This window comes from Sporomusa termitida, from assembly GCF_007641255.1.
GTDB lineage: Bacteria > Bacillota > Negativicutes > Sporomusales > Sporomusaceae > Sporomusa > Sporomusa termitida.
This window is the reverse complement of the sequence record NZ_CP036259.1, coordinates 2,411,452-2,430,170: the sequence shown is the minus strand read 5'-3', so window position 1 is coordinate 2,430,170 and position 18,719 is coordinate 2,411,452. Positions and strand designations below refer to the sequence as shown.

Sequence of the window (18,719 nt, the reverse complement as noted above, 5' to 3'; positions counted from 1 at the left end):
AATGGTGAAATATGGATTACAAAGCAGTACTTACAGCCATAAAGCAAAATAAAATTGCGCCTGTTTACCTTATCTACGGCGAGGAAACCTACTATGCGCGGCAGGTGGAACAAGCATTAATCAACCGTGTTGTGGCGCCCGAAGACCGGGATATGAACCTTATCGTGTTTGAGTCTGATCCACCGGCGGCAGAACTGGTCAATACGATTGAGACAATACCCTTTATGGGGGCTAAAAATCTCATCATTGTCCGTAATACTGCTTTATTTAGTGCCGGCCGTAAAAACAGCAGTGATGATGGGCAGGAAAAGGCTGACGCCGCCACGGAACGGCTGTTATCTGTATTTAACAATATGCCGGACTACAGCTATCTATTATTTATTACTGCCGACAGGGCTGATAAGCGGCGTAAACTCTATAAAGCCCTGGAGAAGAATGGTGTGGTTTTGGAAGTGGCGCCCATTAAGGGCCGGGATTTGCGGGGCTGGCTGAATGAACGGCTGGGTGAGCTCCAGGTAACAATGACACCTGATGCTCAGGAGCATTTACTGGCGGCAGTTAGCCTGATGCCGCAAATCTCACTGGACTTTATCAATAATGAATTGGAAAAAATCACCTTGTACACGGCCGGACGGACGCCGGTTACCCGGCAGGATTTACGGGAAATTTTATCAGCAGTTCCGGAAGTATCCATCTTCGCAATGATTGAAGCGTTGAGCCAGCGGCAAACCCTGCAGGCCATTGCCCTGCTGCGTGAACAGCTTGCAGCAGGTGAACACCCGGTCCGGATACTGGCTCTTTTGGTCCGGCAAATCAGGCAGTTATGGCAGGTTAAAGACTTGTTGAATAACGGGTATGCCGGCCGTGAGATCGCTGAGTCGCTAAAAGTGCCGGGTTTTATTGGTGAAAAACTGGCTAACCAAAGTCGGTCTTTTACTATTAGTAAACTAAAAACAGCCATGCTGAATTTGGCTGCTGCTGACCGGGATTTAAAATCAGGCCGGACCGGACCGGTAGTGCTGGAAAGAATAATCATTGAATTGTGCGAGTTGCAATGATATACAAAAGAAGTGTATAAATACATTGTAAGAATGTTATGTAGGTTTTAAAAAAGCCGCTAACCAAAACTGGTTAGCGGCTTTTTTAAAAAAATCTTTAAGCCCTAAAGGATTAATTCAATGTTGGTAGAATAATTATACTATAGTATAATTATCGTTTTTTATTCAAACTCTGCCGGCGGTATAAGCTTTAAGCCGTAGCGGTCGTTAATTGAAAAATATTGAGCTTCATCATCGCCTGAATTTAATATTTCATGGGTTACATTGGCATCAAACAGGATGCAGTCACCCTCAGCCAAGTCGTAAATACCGGAGTCCAGCAGGACAGTAATTTTGCCTTTGGCGACAATCAGATATATTCTCCCCCCCGCATTCAGCGGCGGTAATGTTCCGGTGGAGGCGGACTTAGGCAATGAAACCTGAAATATTTTCAGAGCACTCACATCATTAGCCGGGGAAACAATTAAGCTTTCAATCTTGGATACAGGGTCATAGAGCACTTTACGCTGATTTTTTTTAACAATAGATACGCTGGCGTGAAAGTCATCGTTAAGAAGATAGCTAATTGACAGCCGCAATCCCTGGGCTATTTGCGCGGCAACCCGGATGGTAGGAGTTTTTTCTCCCCGTTCAATTTTTGACAGCATGGATACACTCACACCAGACAGACTAGCTAATTCTTGCAATGAAAGTTTTTTTTCAATTCGAGCAAGTTTTACGTTTTTTCCAAACGACATAACAACCTCCTGTAGCTGGTGTGAGCAGTACTGAAAAAACAAGCACTACTATTATACCAAAATTTACATTATAAGATAATAGTTTTAAAAATGCAATGATTTATTCGAAAAAAATAATATACTATAAAGAGGGGAAGCGTCAATACAAATCCCTGTCCTTTACTGCAAGAATCTCCTGCTTCGCCGGTTACATCCGTAGTTTATGTATGGATAATTATGAAAATGAGGTGCCTGGTTGTTTGAGGGAATTTTATTAAAAAAATTTTGTATAATCATAAGTATCATTCTATTAGTGCCGCTTTTAAGTTTTGGTTTTTATACAGCAGAGCAGGAAAAGAAGTATATTATGCTGGAGAAGGAAGAAGAGTTAGTTAACCTGGCGACGTTAATCGGGCGGAGAATTACCTTGAATTTTGACGATATTCTGCTCAGCGAGAATGCCGTTCAATTATCTGATGAACAGAAAGCACTTGTTTTAAATAAATATCTGCAGCCGATAACGGAAAGCATCGCCAGTGCGTATCCGAATTATGGTATTGGTATTGTGTCGCGTGATCTGGTAAGGCGGATCGCCTTAGCCCCTGGTTTCAGCGAGGACTTTATCACCGAACCTGCCTATCAAAGTCTTGGTTTGAAAGTATATAACTATGGTGAACCGGATGTTTTTCTGCAAATGCGATCTGCCAACTGGGGGCCAAAGCCAATTCTTGCGGCCACCTATCCGATTGTTCAAAACGGGAAACTAGTCGGCCATACCTGGGCCAATACCAAAATTGAAGATATTCATTTATTATATACAAAGAGTATACAGCAATGGATTTTGTTTTCACTTGGAATTTGGCTGGCGGTGATGATCGTTATTATTTTTTTCTTTCGCCGTTTTAATTCTTCCATTAAGCAGTTAGTGGCGCAAATATCCGAGGAAGATGACGGGCATAAAGCCCTGGCAGAGTTTCCGCAACTATTGCCGGTACTTGATACGGTGATCGGGCTGCGGAATAAATATTTAGGAGAATCAGAAAAGCTTAAGCTACTCATCAATGCTAGTCCGTTTGCGGTCGTTGTGGTGGATAGTGACGGTATCATAACTGCCCATAATCAGGAATATGCCAACATGAACAGGCATTTACACGTAAACGGAACCATGCTTGGCACATCGGCCATCCATATGCTGCAAAAAGAGGGGATTAATGAGGAGGATATTGTATTAATCCGGGCCCTTAAAGGGGAAACGATTGTCCAGCAAACAATAAGCTTTGCCGGTAAAATATGGCTGGCAACGGCAATCCGCTTCTATCATGCCGAAACCAATGCCGTGTTAGGTGCCCTGGGGGTATATGGCGATATAACGGAACGGGAATCGCTGCGCGGTGAACTGGAAAAGCTGGACCGGCTGAATTTAGTGGGGGAAATGGCTGCCAGTGTTGCTCATGAAATTCGCAATCCGATGACAACCGTTAGGGGTTATCTACAGTTTATGTCAAAAAAATCAGGTGACAGGGACCGTTATGATATCCTGATAAGTGAGTTGGACCGCGCGAACAGCATAATTGAGGATTTTCTTTCTCTGGCCAGAAGCCGGACAGTGGCCAAAGAGCTGTGTAATCTAAACGAAATCATAACCTCTTTGCAACCGCTCCTTTATGCCGATTCTGTGAAAAACGGTATCCTGGTCGAATTGGAGCTGGAGGCCGGGCTGCCTGATCTACTGCTGCATAAGAAAGCAATTAAACAGCTTGTACTGAACCTGTACCGGAACGCAGCAGAGGCTATGAGTATAGCTGCCGCTGGCCGGATTGTTATCAGGACAACCCATATTAATGAATACATCTGCCTTGAGACCCAGGATAATGGCTGCGGTATCCCGCCGGACAGGCTGAAAAAGGTCATGGAGCCCTTTTATACCACCAAAGGGAATGGCACCGGACTGGGGTTGGCCGTTTGTCTCAGTATTGCCGGGCAGCATAATGCTGATTTAACTATTGACTCAACGGTAGGTGCCGGGACGGCTGTACGTGTCACCTTCCCCCTAAAAGTTTCCTGACAGGTTAGAGTGCCAAGTCCTTCAGGCGGCCGGCAAACCAAATAAAAACCCTGTTCACTTTGCGCAGTGAACAGGGTTTTAGTAGTTGTAGCTAAGCTTGTTGCGTAGCACTTGCTTTACGGGCAAGGCGGGATTTCTTACGGGCTGCGGCATTTTTATGAATAACGCCCTTGGCGGCAGCTTTGTCAATAACGCTTGCGGCATGAGTCAGGAGGGTCTTGGCCTCATCTGCTTTGCCGGCATGTGCAGCTTCCTCCACTTTACGGATAGAAGTTTTAATTGTTGATCTTACCGAATAATTGCGGGCACGCCGTTCAGCGTCAGTTTTTACGCTGCGCTCAGATGCTTTAATATTTGGCAAGTAATTCACCTCCTTATGTACATATTACTGAACTATTCTAGCATGGACGGCAGGAAAAAGCAAGCAAATAAAAGTAAAACAAGGTTCGTATAGCCAGCTTTTTTTCCGGATAAGATAGGTCTGAACCATTCAGGCATAAAGGAGAGAAAATTGTATGGAGCAGCTGTTCAGTACAGTTCGGACCGATTTGGCGTTAGAGGCACGGGAAATGTTAACAAAGCAGGTGCGGGAGGATATTCCGGGAGTGCTGGTTGAGACCAGTGAAGATGAGGATCTGATTATAAACCGGGTCAATATCAGCACACCTGAGGCCGAGCGCATGATGGGAAAGGCCCAGGGAAGCTATATTACGATTGAAGCCCCGGGCTTGCGGTATAAAAATACCCCCTTACAGCAAAAAATAATGAATATATTAGCCACAGAACTGGCTGCAATGGTTAACCTGCCGCGTAACGCCACGGTATTGATTGTCGGGCTTGGCAACTGGAATGTTACTCCTGATGCCCTGGGACCGCGGGCTGCCCATAAAATAGTAGTAACCCGCCATCTGCAGGAGTTGCTGTCACCTGAGCTTAAAGGCGGAGTGCGGTCCGTATGCGCGATTGCCCCTGGTGTGCTGGGCATAACCGGTATGGAGACCGCCGAGATCATTCAGGGTATTGTCGGCAATATTAAACCTGACTTAGTAGTTGCGATTGATGCGCTGGCTGCGGCCTCCAGCCATCGGGTAATCACTACGATACAGTTGGCCAATACCGGAATTCATCCTGGCTCCGGTGTCGGGAACAAACGGTTTGGCCTTACCGAGGCCACGCTCGGTGTACCTGTTGTTGCCCTTGGCGTGCCTACCGTCGTACATGCCTCCACCATTGCGATGGATACGATTAATACTTTACAGGAGCATGCTGCTTTTGGCAGATATTTTAAGAGTATGGCCAACCTGTCTGATCAAGACCGCCAGACAATTGTCCGTCAGGTGCTGCCGGAAATGCTGGGCGATCTTATGGTAACGCCTAAAGAGGTTGACAGGCTGATCGAGGATATTGCCGCCGTCGTCGCCGGTGGAATAAACCAGGCTATGCACCCTAATATTGATTACGACAATATTCACATGTATCTGCATTGATACAGCTAGTCCGCTGATAATTGTAATATCGCCGCACCGCCGGGCATATACATTGTATGTAAACAAAATTATCAAGAGACAACCCGGTTGGGAGTCTGGCGGAGGCGGCAATGGTAACAAGAAAAGCGCGGAAAAAAAGCACGCTCAACAGGATTTGGCAGCAGTTACTGCAAGTGCCCGGTACCTCAAAGCTTTTTCATATGGTATTAATAGGTTTTATGCTGCTGCTGGCGAGCGGACTATCGATAGCCACCTATCTGAATTTGACAACAAGTGCCATTCCTGTCAGCGGTTCAGTCTATTATGATCAATATATACCTTCTTTGTGGCCCAAAGGAAAGGACGTGCTTTTTTCAGGCATTCCCGGTTTGTCCAGGGCAGCTCAGCCACAACCGGCAGTAAAAATAACGCCTGAATTAAATAGGGAAACCATTACCCGCAGGCTGGTGTTACTCTTTTCCGGCATTGATGTGCAAGACTTGCGTTCGCTATTTTCGCAGGAAATACCTTTTATGCTGGCTTTTAAGAATACCGGTGCACCAACTGTGAGTGCAGCCAGTTTGCCGAATTTCCCGAAATTTGATACGCAAACTACAATAAGCAGTGATAAACCGTTAGTGGCAATTTATCATACTCACACCGCCGAAGCTTTTTTACCCAATTCCGGGGTTACGCACAGACCGGGCGGCCAGCGCGGTGATATAGTTGATGTTGGCGTGGCTTTGGCCAAGCAATTGGAAAAAGAAGGGGTTACAACCATTCACAATGCAACTATTCATGACTACCCAAGTTTCATGAAAGCCTATGGCCCGTCGGAAGCAACAGCGCAAAAAATATTGGCAGAGAATCCTTCTATACAAATGATATTTGACATTCACCGGGATGCTGACAAGCGAGAAAATGTAACTGCCGTCTTTGATGGTGTGCCAATGGCTAAAATTACTATTGTTGTAGCCACCGGTCAGCAGGATCTGCCTCAACCGCACTGGCAGCAAAATCATGCATTTGCCAAACTGATTGATGCCAGACTCAATGCCAAATATCCCGGGATCTGCCGTGGCCTGCAAATGGTGGAGTGGCGCTATAACCAGCATCTTCATCCCCGGGCTTTATTAATTGAGGTAGGCTCACAGGAAAGCAGCAAAGAGGAGGCCGTGCGCAGTATGGAGATACTTGGCGGCGTGCTGGCAGAAATACTTGCTGAAAATCGCTAGTACCTTGACAACCTTAAAACTGTAGGCTAATGGCGCGGCTTTTTTCGTAAAACAAGGCGGAGGAAGGAGGCATACCGGATGTATGCCGATTGACGACAACGCAGGATTACGGAAAATATCCCGTCAGTATCCACAGGCTTAGGGTTGACACGGTACTTGCTATAGATAAGGAGGAGTGCCGTGTTCGAACGGGTAGCGGCAAGCGATGCCGGGATCATCGCCCGGGGCCTGCTCATTTTGCTGACTATTATCGTGATTGGTGTGGGTGTGGCTGAACACCAGCTTGGCACCCTTACCCAGCGGCCGGGGCAGGAGCGGTTCTTTTATATCGGCCGCAATCAGGAGCATGTATATTCGGCCTATGCATTTGGTTATGGCTTGACCCTGGAGAGTGTTTACTCCTTCGGCAATATTTCCCTCACCGAGCAACGCAGTCTGGTGCTGCAGGTTGCTGAACGGACAATTACCATTCCCACGCAAGTAAAGATAGACGGAGGGCGTATATGGTACTGGCTTGATATCTGGCATAAGCAGTTTGTCGAAGAAGCAGTTTCCGCTAAACAAAAAATCAGCGAATATTGGCATCAAACCAGACCTTATGTAGAAGCTGTCCTGCAGAAGGTCAGGGAAAAGACGCAGGCCGCCATACACAAACTGGACGAAACGATTCGCGAATACAGGTAGAGCTTGCAGTTAGCGGGCGGCTGATGGTATAATTTAGAGAAATATGTTAAAATTGCAGATTATACCAGGGAGGAGCCCCAGTTTGATGAATACAGGACATATTCGTAATTTTTCAATCATTGCCCACATCGACCATGGCAAGTCAACCCTTGCCGACCGGTTGTTGGAATACACAGGAGCTCTTTCTGCCCGTGAGATGGAAAACCAGGTTTTAGACCAGATGGAACTGGAGCGCGAACGGGGCATTACGATTAAAGCTCAGGCTGTGAGGTTGTCGTATACAGCAAAAGACGGTGAAACGTACATGCTCAACTTGATTGATACTCCGGGGCATGTTGATTTTACGTATGAGGTTTCCCGCAGTCTGGCCGCCTGTGAAGGCGCGCTGCTGGTGGTTGATGCCGCCCAGGGAATAGAGGCGCAAACGATGGCTAATGTTTACCTGGCGCTTGAACATAATCTTGAGATTATTCCGGTCATTAATAAAATTGATTTACCCAGTGCCGAACCGGAACGGGTAAAAAGTGAAATTGAAGAGGTAATCGGGTTAGATACCAGTGATGCCGTTTTGGCCAGTGCGAAGACCGGGATTGGCATTGAAGAAATATTAGAGGCTATTGTCAGAAAAGTTCCTCCCCCGGCCGGTAAAGCGGACGAACCGCTCAGTGCGCTTATCTTTGATTCTCATTTTGATTCATATAAAGGCGTAATTGTCTATGTCCGGGTTATGAATGGTACGATTACACCCGGTATGAAGATTAAAATGATGGCAACAAACAAAGTATTTGAGGTGACTGAGGTTGGCGTTTTCCGGCCGTCTCTGGTTAATGTGAAAGCATTGGGGCCTGGTCAGGTCGGCTTTATTGCCGCCAGCATTAAAAATGTAAAAGATACCCGGGTTGGCGACACTGTGACCAGTGCTGAGCGGCCGGCAGCCGCCCAGTTGCCGGGGTACCGCAAAATTACGCCAATGGTATACTGCGGCCTCTATCCGGTAGATAGTTCTGATTATGAGAATTTACGTGACGCCTTGGATAAACTGCAGTTAAATGACGCATCGCTGGTTTTTGAACCAGAAACCTCAATCGCGCTGGGCTTTGGCTTTCGTTGCGGTTTTCTGGGATTGCTGCATATGGATGTTATTCAGGAGCGCCTGGAACGGGAATATAACATGGCGCTTATCACCACTGCCCCCAGTGTTATTTATCGTGTGTTTAGAACCGACGGCACAGTTTTTGAGATTGAAAATCCGTCAAAGCTGCCAACAGCGCAGGAGATTGACCGTATCGAAGAACCTTACGTTAAAGCTACCGTAATGGTTCCTAACGACTATGTTGGCGCCGTTATGGAATTATCCCAGGAGAAGCGGGGTGCGTTCAAGGACATGAAGTATCTTGATGCCAACCGGGTCATGCTGACCTATCACCTGCCGCTTAGTGAAATAATTTTTGACTATTTCGATAAATTGAAATCGTCGACCCGCGGCTATGCCTCGCTGGACTATGAATTGCTGGGATATCAGACCTCAGCCCTCGTTAAGCTGGATATCCTGCTTAACGGCGACCCGGTAGACGCACTCAGCGTAATTGTCCACCGTGACCGGGCCACCCAGCGCGGCCGGCAGCTGGCCGAGAAGTTAAAGGAAATTATTCCCCGCCAGATGTTTGAAATCCCGATTCAGGCGGCAATTGGCAGCAAAGTGATCGCGCGGGAAACAGTGCGGGCGATGCGCAAAGATGTGCTTGCCAAATGCTATGGCGGCGATATTACCCGTAAGCGCAAACTTCTGGAGAAGCAAAAAGAAGGCAAGAAAAGGATGAAGCAGGTTGGCAATGTGGAAGTTCCGCAGGAAGCCTTTATGGCGATATTGAAAATGGATTAAAGGGTAGCGCAATGAATGAATTTGGCCTGTATCTTCATGTACCGTTTTGCCGGCAAAAGTGTTTTTATTGTGACTTTGCCTCTTATGCCGGCGCGGAACATTTGTTCACTGCTTATACTGCCGCCTTGTGCCAGCAGATTGCTGAACAGGGCGGTCTGTTATGTAAGCCGGCTGTGGACACCATCTATATTGGCGGCGGCACCCCCAGTCTGCTGCCTGTGCAGCTGCTGACGCAGATTATGACTGCACTTGATCGCAGTTTTAGCATACAGCGTGAGGCCGAGATTAGTATGGAAGCTAATCCGGGCACTGTAACCAAAAATCAGTTAACAGTGTTGAAAGCGGCCGGAATCAACAGGCTTAGTTTCGGTGTCCAGTCCTTTAACGACAGTTTGCTGGCCCGCCTGGGGCGAATTCACCAAACGGCAGACACGCTGGCAGCACTGGACTATGCCTATCGGGCCGGGTTTACTAATATTAGTATTGATTTGATGTATGGCCTGCCGGGGCAGCGGGCGGAAGGCTTTGCCCGGGAACTGGAGCAGGCGGCGGCATTAGAGACTGCCCATCTGTCGGTATACGGACTGAAGCTGGAAGCGGGAACACCGTTCTGTTCAGCTTATGATCAGGGTTTATTGGCGTTGCCGGACGAAATAGCCGAGGAGGCAATGTATGATCTAATGGTTGAAGTTTTACCCGGCCAGGGCTTGCGGCGTTATGAGATCTCTAATTTTGCCCGGCCGGGCCGGGAGTGCCGCCATAATCTCAAATATTGGCATTATCAGCCCTATTTAGGTCTGGGGGCTGCCGCCCATTCTTTTGTAAACGGTGAGCGGACAAGTGCTGTGCCGGCGATTGAAGAATACATCCGGGCCATCAAAGCCGGCAGCTCACCGGTCATTATGCGGGAAAAACTGACCAGGGCACAGGCTATAGCCGAATATATTTTTCTGGCTTTACGCACCACCCAGGGGCTGAAAGCTGCGGATTTTACCCGGCAGTTTCATCTCGATTTCTTCATACATTTCGCTCATACCTTTAATGAGCTTCGCCAGCAAAAATTGCTGGCGACAAATGGTCGCCGGGTATGGCTGACTGACAAAGGCATGAAGTTCAGCAATCTTGTCTTTGCCGCTTTTATTGATGATCACTGAGGGCAAACAGAAAAAATCTCCGCAATCTATTCCAGCGGTTTTAAGAAAGATGACATACTCGTGGCTTGGCAAAATTAGATGTTAGTTTTAGGGCGAGACAAATGGTAAAGGGCAAGGAAGCACCGACGACGCAGACTGGCAGGGGTCTGTCAGGAGGGGCTGACGCCGCCGTTTGCCATTTTGGCCGTCAGCAAACTAAAAAGATAATGTGGTCAAGACACTAGTATCTTGACATTAAACCCAAGGAGTGGTATTTTTTTAATAGGCATTAGCACTCAACCGACATGAGTGCTAACAGTAAGGGGGGGAGAGCCGGTGCTGGATGAAAGAAAACGGCAAATCCTGCAAGCTATTATTGATGATTATATCTCAACGGCAGAACCTATTGGTTCGCGGACAATTGCGCGTAAATATAATCTCGGGATTAGCCCCGCTACTATCCGTAACGAGATGGCGGATTTGGAGTTTTTAGGTTATCTTGAGCAACCGCATACCTCGGCCGGCAGGATACCGTCCGTTAAAGGCTATCGCTTTTATGTTGACTGTTTATTGGCGCCCCCCCAGATTTCCGATTCAGACATTGCGCTTATCGATAACTGGTACTACACGCGAGCCCGGCGAATTGAAGAAGTATTTCAGGAGACGGTAAAAATTTTATCGCGTATGACGCAAAATGTCTCCATGGTACTGGCGCCGCAGATGTCGCAGTGTACTTTCCGGTATCTCCAGTTTTTGCCGCTGGATGAACGTCGGTCAATTGTTGTGATTGTCACTGATACCGGTTTATTGGATAATAAGATTATTGAAATACCTGAGGGGCTCCACCATGAGGACCTGAGCCGGGTGGCTAATGTGATAAACTCCCGTTTGGGAGGTCTGGCTGTTGACCGGATAACAACGCCGGTTTTAAAAGCTATTCAAAACGATATCATGCCTGATCCGCAGATTTTTGAACAGGCAGTTACCCTCTTAAAGCAGGCGCTTACTGCCGACAAGAACGACAAGGTTTACCTTGGCGGCACAACACAGATGCTCAATCAGCCTGAATTCCGTGATGTTGATAAAGTTAAAGGTTTATTAACTATGTTTGAAGAAGACACTTTGTTAAGCGATATTCTCCACATGCCCAATAGTGATGGTGTCATTGTTACTATCGGCCAGGAGAATAAATATACAGGTATTCATGACTGCAGTGTTGTGCAGGCCACTTACCGCATTGACGGCCAGGTGGTGGGTACTGTGGCGGTGCTTGGTCCAACCAGAATGGAATATGGCAAAACTATGTCTGTGCTTAAGTTTATGCAACGCCATTTAGGTGAAATTTTGAAAAAATACAAGGTGTTGTGATAAGGGGGAACTACATGAATCTAAAGCAAGCAGGCAGTGGGGCTGACGTGGATGAACGTTTGGCCGCTCTGTTAACGAACGCTAATGCTGTAAGGGCAATCACTGCGGCTGTCGAAGGCACTATCGGGCCCAAAGGGCTTGATACGATGCTTGTTGATCGCTTTGGTGAGGTTATTATTACCAATGACGGTGTTACCATTTTGGATAAAATGGATGTCAATCATCCGGCTGCTAAAATGTTGATTAATACTGCCAAAGCCCAACAGGCAGAGGTCGGCGATGGTACAACCACGACGACAATTATGGCAGGCAGCCTGGTCTCGGAAGGCGTAAGCCAGGTCATGCGCGGGGTACCTGTGGCCAGAGTGATTGAAGGCATTAAATATGGTGTGGCTAAGGTCCTCACTGGCGTGAAAGAACGGGCCCGCACAATTACAGAGGTTAATGATCCAATCCTGCGCAGTATTGCCATGATTGCCGGCCGGGAGCATGTGGATATTGCTGATCTGGTAGTTGAGGCAGCCAGGCTGATTGGTGTGGAAAAGCTCAATGAATACAATTTTAAGTTATCGGAGATTATTACTGCTGAAGCCGGGGCCAATAACGAGGTATTTATGGGCGTTGTCGTTGATCAGGAGCGGATGACGCAGGAAATGCCGGAAGCTGTAACCTGCGCCAAACTGCTGCTGATTGATGATGCCCTTGAACCTGAAGAGATTGAAGATGAGGCGTTAAGCACGGAAGCTGGTTTTAAGCGTTATATCGAACTTCAGGACGAATTCAAAAAAAATGTCCAGAAAATTGTCAGCCTGGGCGTTAATGTTGTCATGGTGGACCGGGGCGTACATAGTGCCGCTGAGGAAATTCTCACAGATGCCAACATTCTGGTTATTGAACGTGTATCCGCCAAAGACCTGCGCCGGGTCGCGGATCACTCCGGTGCCCGGCTGATCAAACGGACCGGCTTGAAAAAAGAGCCGGTTGATATTGAAAAATATCTGGGTACTGCTGACAAGGTGTATCAGGATGAAAAGCTGGAGCAAGTGCGGGTTATCGGCGGCAATGGCAAGCCGATGGCCACGATTTTGGTCGGGGCCGCCACGGAAGAGGTAGTGGGGGAACGGGAACGCATTGCTAAAGATGCGGCGGCAAGTGTGCAGGCTGCGGTGAAGGGCGGTTATGTGCCGGGCGGCGGTTCGATTGAGGTTGCTATGGCCAGGGAAGTTGGCAAATACCGGGATAACCTTAAAGGCATGGCGGCTTACGGTCTTGATTGCGTAACCAATGCGCTCAAGCAGCCCTTGTCTCAGATCGTAGAAAATGCCGGTTTTAACCCGCTGGAGAAAGTGGAGGAAGCCGTTACTACACAAACTACGCAAAACTGCGACTCACTGGGCATAGACTGTGATACCGGGGAAGTGGCTGATATGCTGGAACGGGGGGTAGTTGACCCTGTGCCGGTAAAACTGCATGCGATTAAAGCTGCCGGCGAAGTCGCTGTTGCTATTTTACGTATTGATACTATTATCAAGAAAAAAGAAGAAGGGGCCAATGCCCAGAAGGCAGGCGCTGCCGATAGTGCTATGCCTGATTTTTAACAGGAGGTGGGTTTTATGGCAGATAATGAAAAAGAACAGGTTCCGGGCGAAATAGACCAGGAAACAGACCGCGTTGACGAAGCGGCAGGCGATAATCCTGAAATCTGCTTTTATCCCGCGGATGTAGAGCAGTTTATGTCTGCACTTAATGAAAAAAGCCGCTTACTTGAGGAAATGACAGACAGGTATAAGCGGCTGCAGGCCGATTTTGATAATTTCCGGCGGCGGACCAGGCAAGAAAAAGAAGAATTGTCAGCCGTTGTGACTGAACGGGTAGTCTGCGAACTTTTGCCGGTTGTTGATAATTTTGAACGGGCAACTGCCAGTACTCCGGCCGATGTCGATACCCTGGCAACAGGCGTACAAATGATATTCCGGCAGTTAAACAATGCCCTTTGCCAATTAGGTGTAGAACCGGTTAGTGCTGTGGGCAATGTATTTGATCCGGGTTTGCATGAGGCTGTCATGCGGGTTGAGGATAAGAGTCAGCCTGACGGCATAATCATCGAAGAACTGCAAAAAGGCTATAAAGTCAACGGCCGGTTAATCCGTCCCAGTATGGTAAAAGTAGTAGCAAACAGTTAAGAACAGTTTAACAGTTTATTTAAGGGGGAAATGTACAATGGCAAAAGTAATTGGTATTGATCTTGGTACTACTAACTCAGTAGTAGCTGTAATGGAAGGCGGCGAGCCTATTGTTATTCCTAATCCGGAAGGCAGCCGTATTACCCCTTCAGTAGTTGGTTTTTCGAAAAATGGTGAACGCCTGGTCGGACAAATTGCCAAGCGGCAGGCAGTCTCCAATCCTGATGGCACAGTTAGTTCGATTAAACGCCATATGGGCACTGCTTATAAAGTCAATATTGAAGGTAAGGACTATACTCCCCAGGAAATTTCGGCAATGATTCTGCAAAAACTAAAATCAGACGCGGAAGCCTATTTAGGGGAAAAGGTTACGCAGGCGGTAATTACTGTCCCTGCCTATTTCTCCGACAGTCAGCGTCAGGCCACAAAAGATGCCGGTGCGATTGCCGGCCTGGAAGTGCTCCGTATTATCAACGAGCCTACCGCTGCTGCCTTAGCCTATGGCATGGATAAAGGCAACGACCACACTATCCTGGTGTTCGACCTGGGTGGCGGTACGTTTGACGTATCCATTCTTGAACTGGGTGATGGTGTTTTTGAGGTTAAGGCCACAAGTGGCAATAACCGCCTGGGCGGTGATGATTTTGACGAGCGGGTCATGAACTGGCTGGTCGCTGAATTCAAAAAAGAGCAGGGAATAGATTTGGCCAACGACCGTATGGCCATGCAGCGTCTGCGGGAAGCCGCCGAAAAAGCCAAAATTGAATTATCAGGTGTACTGACTTCTAATATTAATCTGCCCTTTATTACTGCCGACCAAACCGGTCCCAAACATCTGGACATCAGCCTGACCCGGGCAAAATTTGAAGAATTGACTGCCGATCTTGTGGAAGCTACAATGGGGCCAACCCGTCAGGCTTTGAGTGATGCCGGCTTAGCGGCGAAGGATATTGACAAAGTTATTCTTGTGGGTGGCTCAACCCGGATTCCGGCTGTACAGGAAGCCATTAAAAAATCACTGAACAAAGAGCCGCATAAAGGCGTTAACCCGGACGAGTGTGTGGCTGTTGGTGCTGCTATTCAAGCCGGTGTGCTTGTGGGCGAGGTAAAAGATGTATTGCTCCTGGACGTTACCCCACTGTCCCTGGGGATTGAAACCCTGGGCGGGGTATTTACCAAAATTATTGAACGCAATACTACGATTCCGACCTCCAAGAGCCAGACCTTCTCAACGGCTGCGGATAATCAGCCGTCTGTTGATATTCATGTGCTGCAGGGTGAGAGGGAAATGGCTTCTTATAACAAGACGCTGGGACGTTTTGAACTTTCCGGTATCCCGCCGGCCCCCCGCGGTGTGCCGCGTATTGAAGTAAGTTTTGATATTGATGCCAATGGGATTGTTCATGTATCGGCCAAAGATTTAGGCACAGGTAAAGAGCAGAAGATTACTATTACTTCTTCCGGCGGTCTTAATAAGGATGAGGTAGAAAGAATGGTAAAAGAAGCTGAGTCTCATGCTGCTGAAGATAAAAAACGCAAAGAAGAGGTTGAAGTGCGCAACAATGCCGATTCTTTAGTATATAATGCAGAGAAGACGATTAATGAATTTGGCGATAAAGCTGACAAAGCCCTGGTCGAAAAGGTGCAGCAGGCGGCTGACAAACTCAAGGAGACTTTGAAAGGCAGTGATCTTGAAGCAATAAAAGCTGACACTGAAGAACTTACCAAACCACTTTATGAACTATCGGCAGCTATGTATCAGGCGAATGCTCAGGCCGAAGGCGCACAAGGTGCCCCGCAGGGGCAGCAGGAGGCGCCGCCGGATGATAAAGTGGTTGACGCCGAATATAAAGTAATGGACGACGAAAAGAAATAATTTGTTTTGGGATGGTGTGAAGTGAGTAAGCGAGACTATTATGAAGTGCTGGGTGTAGCCAAAACGGCGTCTGAAGATGACTTAAAGAAGGCGTACCGTAAATTGGCCCGCAAGTACCATCCTGACGTTAACCGTGACAACCCCAAGGACGCCGAAGAAAAATTTAAAGAAGTCAACGAGGCTTACGAAATTTTATCTAATGCCGAACGCCGGGCGCAGTATGACCAATTTGGTCATGCTGCGTTCGATGCCGCTAACGGTGGCGGCGGCTTTGGCGGTGCTGGCGCTGGCGCTGGCGGTTTCTCCGATATATTTGATATGTTTTTCGGGCAGGCGGGATTTGGGTTTGGCGGTGGTCGGAATGCAGGGCCTGAACGGGGGCCGGACTTGCGGTACGACATGGAGATCAGCTTTGAGGAAGCGGCTTTTGGGTTGGAGACTGAAATTCAGGTGCCGCGGACCGAGGATTGCGGCAGCTGTCAGGGATCAGGTTCGGCGCCGGGAACACATCCGGAAACTTGTCCTGACTGCCGGGGAACAGGTCAGGTTCAGGTAACGCAGAATACGCCTTTTGGCCGTATGGTCAACGTGCGAGCTTGCGATCGCTGCCGCGGGGAAGGGAAAATCATTAAGACCCCGTGCAAAGAATGCAGCGGCCGGGGGAAACTGCGTGTTAAACGTAAAATAAAAATCAAAATTCCGGCTGGGGTTGACAATGGCTCAAGGCTCAGAGTGGCGCATGAAGGGGAAGCCGGGCAACGGGGCGGCCCGCCCGGGGACTTGTATGTTTATCTGTTCGCAAAACAGCATAAACTGTTTACCCGGGAAGGCAATGATGTTATTTGTGAAGTACCGATTAATTTCGTGCAGGCCACACTGGGTGATGAAATTGAAGTGCCGACCCTGGATGGTAAAGTTAAGCTGAAAATCCCTGAGGGTACGCAAACCGGGACCGTATTCCGGATAAAAGATAAAGGCATCCCCCATTTACGCGGTCATGGACGCGGTGATCAGCATGTACGCGTTAAGCTAGTAACCCCGAAAAAACTGACTGATCGTCAAAAGGAACTTTTACAAGAGTTTGCCAAAGCAGGTGGTGCCGATCCTACCTCTGAGGAAAAAGGCTTTTTTAAAAAATTTAAAGATGCCTTTGGCTCTATTTGAAAGCAGTTAAGCGCTTTTTGCTAATATAAATGTTAGTAAACCTTGATTGGCTGTGCTATATATGAATGTAACAAAGATTTTTTTCACATGCTATTAATAGCCGCCTGATTTCTGCGGTTACGGATAGCATGCCGGGGATTTTATTTAATTCCTGTAACTTATTATTGATCATATCATTGAAGTTTAAGGGGCGATGGCGCATGAAATGGGCTGAAATCAGCATTCAAACCTCCCATGAAGCTACAGAAGCTGTAGCTGATATTTTCCATGAGTTGGGCGCTAGCGGGGTTGTCATCGAAGACCCTGAACTTATTAATGCCTACCGCCGCTCTGGGAGTTGGGATTATTGCGACATTCCCGAAGAACTCAACCCAGAGGTCGTAACGGTCAAATCCTACTTACCTGTTGATGAGCTTTTAGATGATAAGCTGCGCGAATTTGAAGAGCGTATAAACGGTCTGCATGAGCATAATCTTGACAAAGGCCGCGGCTACATTAACTGCCGGGAAGTTCAGGAAGAAGACTGGGCTTCAGCCTGGAAAGAATACTTCCATCCGGTGCGGGTGAGTGAGCATATTGTAATTAAGCCGTCCTGGGAAGAGTATCTTCCGGCTGCAGGGGACATCGTTATCGAATTGGACCCCGGCATGGCTTTTGGTACAGGTACTCATCCTACTACGGCTATGTGTGTGCGCTGTTTGGAAGATGTTATTAAGCCCAAGCAGGTTGTGTTTGATGTCGGTACCGGTTCCGGCATTTTGTCTGTTGCCGCGGCGAAGCTGGGGGCAGCGAGCGTGCGGGCTGTTGATCTTGATCCGGTAGCGGTGAAGGTGGCGGCAGAAAACATTGCCGTTAACAACGTCACTGCCAAGGTTGAAATCACACAGGGCGACCTGTTAACCGGTGTAACCGGCAAGGCCGATGTGATCGTAGCTAACATTATTGCCGACATCATTATTAAAATGCTGCCCGATGTCCGTATAAGGCTGGCCGATCAAGGCGTATTTATTGGCAGTGGCATTATAACTGACCGTTTGGGTGATGTTACTGCTGCCCTCATTGATAGTGGGTTTGTTGTTGACCGGGTTATTGAAGAAGGCGGCTGGGTGGCTATTGTGGCCGGCAGCGGCAGCCGTTAAGGAGGCGCTTGGATGCGCCGTTTCTTTATCAATGTACCGCTTAGCAGTACCGTGTTTATTGAGGGTGCTGATGCTCGCCATATGGCTTTAGTACTGAGAATGGCCAGCGGTGACACTGTACAGGTTGCTGCTCCGGACGGGAAAACGGCCAAAGCTGAAATCATCCGGATAAGCGCAGAGTCAGTACAGCTAACACTGCTTGAAGCTATGGAAGATCATACTGAGCCGCCGGTTAAAGTATGGTTAGTCCAGGGGTTAGGCAAGGGCGAAAAAATGGACTATATTATTCAAAAGGCAGTGGAACTTGGTGTATATGGTATTATTCCGGCAATAACAGAACATTGCATAGTTAAATACGATGTACAGAAACAGGCTGATAAGGTAGTCCGTTGGCAAAAAATAGCCCGCGAGGCAGCCAAACAGTGTGGCCGGAGTTATATTCCCCGGATTCTGCCTGTTACCCGCCTGGCGGCTGTATTGGGACAGCCGGAAATATCCAATGCCAGTACAATCATGTTATACGAAGGGCAAGCCCCGCAGGGCCTGAAACAGGTACTTAGCAAAACCGGCCGGCCTGTTTATGGTCTCTTTATCGGTCCGGAAGGGGGCTTTAGCCCGGCTGAGGTTGCCCTGTGCGCGGCCAACGGGGTTAGTGTTGTCAGCATGGGACCAAGAATTATGCGTACCGAGACAGCTGCGGTTGCGGCGCTGACTGTTGTTATGTATGAGTGCGGCGATTTAGGAGGCTGA

The 18,719-nt window shown here is 48.0% G+C and carries 16 protein-coding genes; 14 read left to right on the top strand and 2 right to left on the bottom strand.

Going from position 1 to position 18,719, the window contains the following annotated elements; translation table 11 throughout:
* Positions 1-11 precede the first annotated feature (11 nt).
* Positions 12-1,058, top strand: a complete 1,047-nt coding sequence (gene holA, locus SPTER_RS11340; protein ID WP_144350510.1) for a DNA polymerase III subunit delta — start codon at positions 12-14, stop codon at positions 1,056-1,058.
* Between the two features lie 161 nt (positions 1,059-1,219).
* On the opposite strand, the gene SPTER_RS11335 is transcribed toward holA, so the two are convergent.
* Positions 1,220-1,795, bottom strand: a complete 576-nt coding sequence (locus SPTER_RS11335; RefSeq protein ID WP_144350509.1) for a helix-turn-helix domain-containing protein — start codon at positions 1,793-1,795, stop codon at positions 1,220-1,222.
* A gap of 346 nt (positions 1,796-2,141) precedes the next feature.
* Here SPTER_RS11335 and SPTER_RS11330 point away from each other — a divergent pair, with 346 nt between their 5' ends.
* Positions 2,142-3,839, top strand: coding sequence for an ATP-binding protein (locus SPTER_RS11330; protein ID WP_144350508.1), 1,698 nt, complete (start codon positions 2,142-2,144; stop codon positions 3,837-3,839).
* 91 nt (positions 3,840-3,930) lie between these two features.
* On the opposite strand, the gene rpsT is transcribed toward SPTER_RS11330, so the two are convergent.
* Entirely contained in the window at positions 3,931-4,200 is a 270-nt protein-coding gene (gene rpsT, locus SPTER_RS11325; RefSeq protein WP_144350507.1) for a 30S ribosomal protein S20, read from the bottom strand.
* Between the two features lie 154 nt (positions 4,201-4,354).
* Here rpsT and gpr point away from each other — a divergent pair, with 154 nt between their 5' ends.
* The 12 genes from gpr to SPTER_RS11265 all read left to right on the top strand — a co-directional run bounded on the left by gpr (position 4,355) and on the right by SPTER_RS11265 (position 18,719).
* Entirely contained in the window at positions 4,355-5,326 is a 972-nt protein-coding gene (gene gpr, locus SPTER_RS11320) for a GPR endopeptidase (protein ID WP_144350506.1), read from the top strand.
* Between the two features lie 110 nt (positions 5,327-5,436).
* On the top strand, positions 5,437-6,540 hold the full coding sequence (gene spoIIP, locus SPTER_RS11315) for a stage II sporulation protein P (RefSeq protein ID WP_246105578.1): 1,104 nt from the start codon (positions 5,437-5,439) through the stop codon (positions 6,538-6,540).
* 180 nt (positions 6,541-6,720) lie between these two features.
* Entirely contained in the window at positions 6,721-7,224 is a 504-nt protein-coding gene (locus SPTER_RS11310) for a hypothetical protein (protein WP_144350505.1), read from the top strand.
* Positions 7,225-7,309: 85 nt separating this feature from the next.
* A complete protein-coding gene (gene lepA, locus SPTER_RS11305) occupies positions 7,310-9,106 on the top strand; it encodes a translation elongation factor 4 (protein ID WP_144352869.1) in 1,797 nt (598 codons plus the stop codon).
* Positions 9,107-9,117: 11 nt separating this feature from the next.
* Positions 9,118-10,260 (top strand): radical SAM family heme chaperone HemW, encoded by a 1,143-nt coding sequence (gene hemW / locus SPTER_RS11300; RefSeq protein WP_144350504.1) that lies wholly within the window; start codon positions 9,118-9,120, stop codon positions 10,258-10,260.
* A gap of 315 nt (positions 10,261-10,575) precedes the next feature.
* Positions 10,576-11,607, top strand: a complete 1,032-nt coding sequence (hrcA, locus tag SPTER_RS11295) for a heat-inducible transcriptional repressor HrcA (RefSeq protein ID WP_144350503.1) — start codon at positions 10,576-10,578, stop codon at positions 11,605-11,607.
* A 14-nt stretch (positions 11,608-11,621) separates the two neighbouring features.
* Positions 11,622-13,205 (top strand): TCP-1/cpn60 chaperonin family protein, encoded by a 1,584-nt coding sequence (locus SPTER_RS11290; RefSeq protein WP_144350502.1) that lies wholly within the window; start codon positions 11,622-11,624, stop codon positions 13,203-13,205.
* Between the two features lie 15 nt (positions 13,206-13,220).
* Positions 13,221-13,790 carry a nucleotide exchange factor GrpE gene (gene grpE, locus SPTER_RS11285; RefSeq protein WP_144350501.1) on the top strand — a complete coding sequence of 190 codons (570 nt, stop codon included), beginning with the start codon at positions 13,221-13,223 and terminating at the stop codon, positions 13,788-13,790.
* Positions 13,791-13,827: 37 nt separating this feature from the next.
* Positions 13,828-15,666, top strand: coding sequence for a molecular chaperone DnaK (dnaK, locus tag SPTER_RS11280; protein WP_144350500.1), 1,839 nt, complete (start codon positions 13,828-13,830; stop codon positions 15,664-15,666).
* A gap of 21 nt (positions 15,667-15,687) precedes the next feature.
* Positions 15,688-16,830 (top strand): molecular chaperone DnaJ, encoded by a 1,143-nt coding sequence (dnaJ, locus tag SPTER_RS11275; protein ID WP_144350499.1) that lies wholly within the window; start codon positions 15,688-15,690, stop codon positions 16,828-16,830.
* Positions 16,831-17,030: 200 nt separating this feature from the next.
* Positions 17,031-17,969: a 50S ribosomal protein L11 methyltransferase gene (gene prmA, locus SPTER_RS11270; RefSeq protein WP_144350498.1), complete on the top strand. Its 939-nt coding sequence runs from the start codon at positions 17,031-17,033 to the stop codon at positions 17,967-17,969.
* A 12-nt stretch (positions 17,970-17,981) separates the two neighbouring features.
* Positions 17,982-18,719 carry a 16S rRNA (uracil(1498)-N(3))-methyltransferase gene (locus SPTER_RS11265; protein ID WP_144350497.1) on the top strand — a complete coding sequence of 246 codons (738 nt, stop codon included), beginning with the start codon at positions 17,982-17,984 and terminating at the stop codon, positions 18,717-18,719.

Excerpts from the sequence above, each read along its gene's own strand:
- holA (WP_144350510.1), top strand. The coding sequence starts at position 12 with ATGGATTACAAAGCAGTACTTACAGCCATAAAGCAAAATAAAATTGCG.
- SPTER_RS11335 (WP_144350509.1), bottom strand. The coding sequence starts at position 1,795 with ATGTCGTTTGGAAAAAACGTAAAACTTGCTCGAATTGAAAAAAAACTT.
- SPTER_RS11330 (WP_144350508.1), top strand. The coding sequence starts at position 2,142 with ATGCTGGAGAAGGAAGAAGAGTTAGTTAACCTGGCGACGTTAATCGGG.
- gpr (WP_144350506.1), top strand. The coding sequence starts at position 4,355 with ATGGAGCAGCTGTTCAGTACAGTTCGGACCGATTTGGCGTTAGAGGCA.
- spoIIP (WP_246105578.1), top strand. The coding sequence starts at position 5,437 with ATGGTAACAAGAAAAGCGCGGAAAAAAAGCACGCTCAACAGGATTTGG.
- lepA (WP_144352869.1), top strand. The coding sequence starts at position 7,310 with ATGAATACAGGACATATTCGTAATTTTTCAATCATTGCCCACATCGAC.
- hemW (WP_144350504.1), top strand. The coding sequence starts at position 9,118 with ATGAATGAATTTGGCCTGTATCTTCATGTACCGTTTTGCCGGCAAAAG.
- SPTER_RS11290 (WP_144350502.1), top strand. The coding sequence starts at position 11,622 with ATGAATCTAAAGCAAGCAGGCAGTGGGGCTGACGTGGATGAACGTTTG.
- grpE (WP_144350501.1), top strand. The coding sequence starts at position 13,221 with ATGGCAGATAATGAAAAAGAACAGGTTCCGGGCGAAATAGACCAGGAA.
- dnaK (WP_144350500.1), top strand. The coding sequence starts at position 13,828 with ATGGCAAAAGTAATTGGTATTGATCTTGGTACTACTAACTCAGTAGTA.
- prmA (WP_144350498.1), top strand. The coding sequence starts at position 17,031 with ATGAAATGGGCTGAAATCAGCATTCAAACCTCCCATGAAGCTACAGAA.
- SPTER_RS11265 (WP_144350497.1), top strand. The coding sequence starts at position 17,982 with ATGCGCCGTTTCTTTATCAATGTACCGCTTAGCAGTACCGTGTTTATT.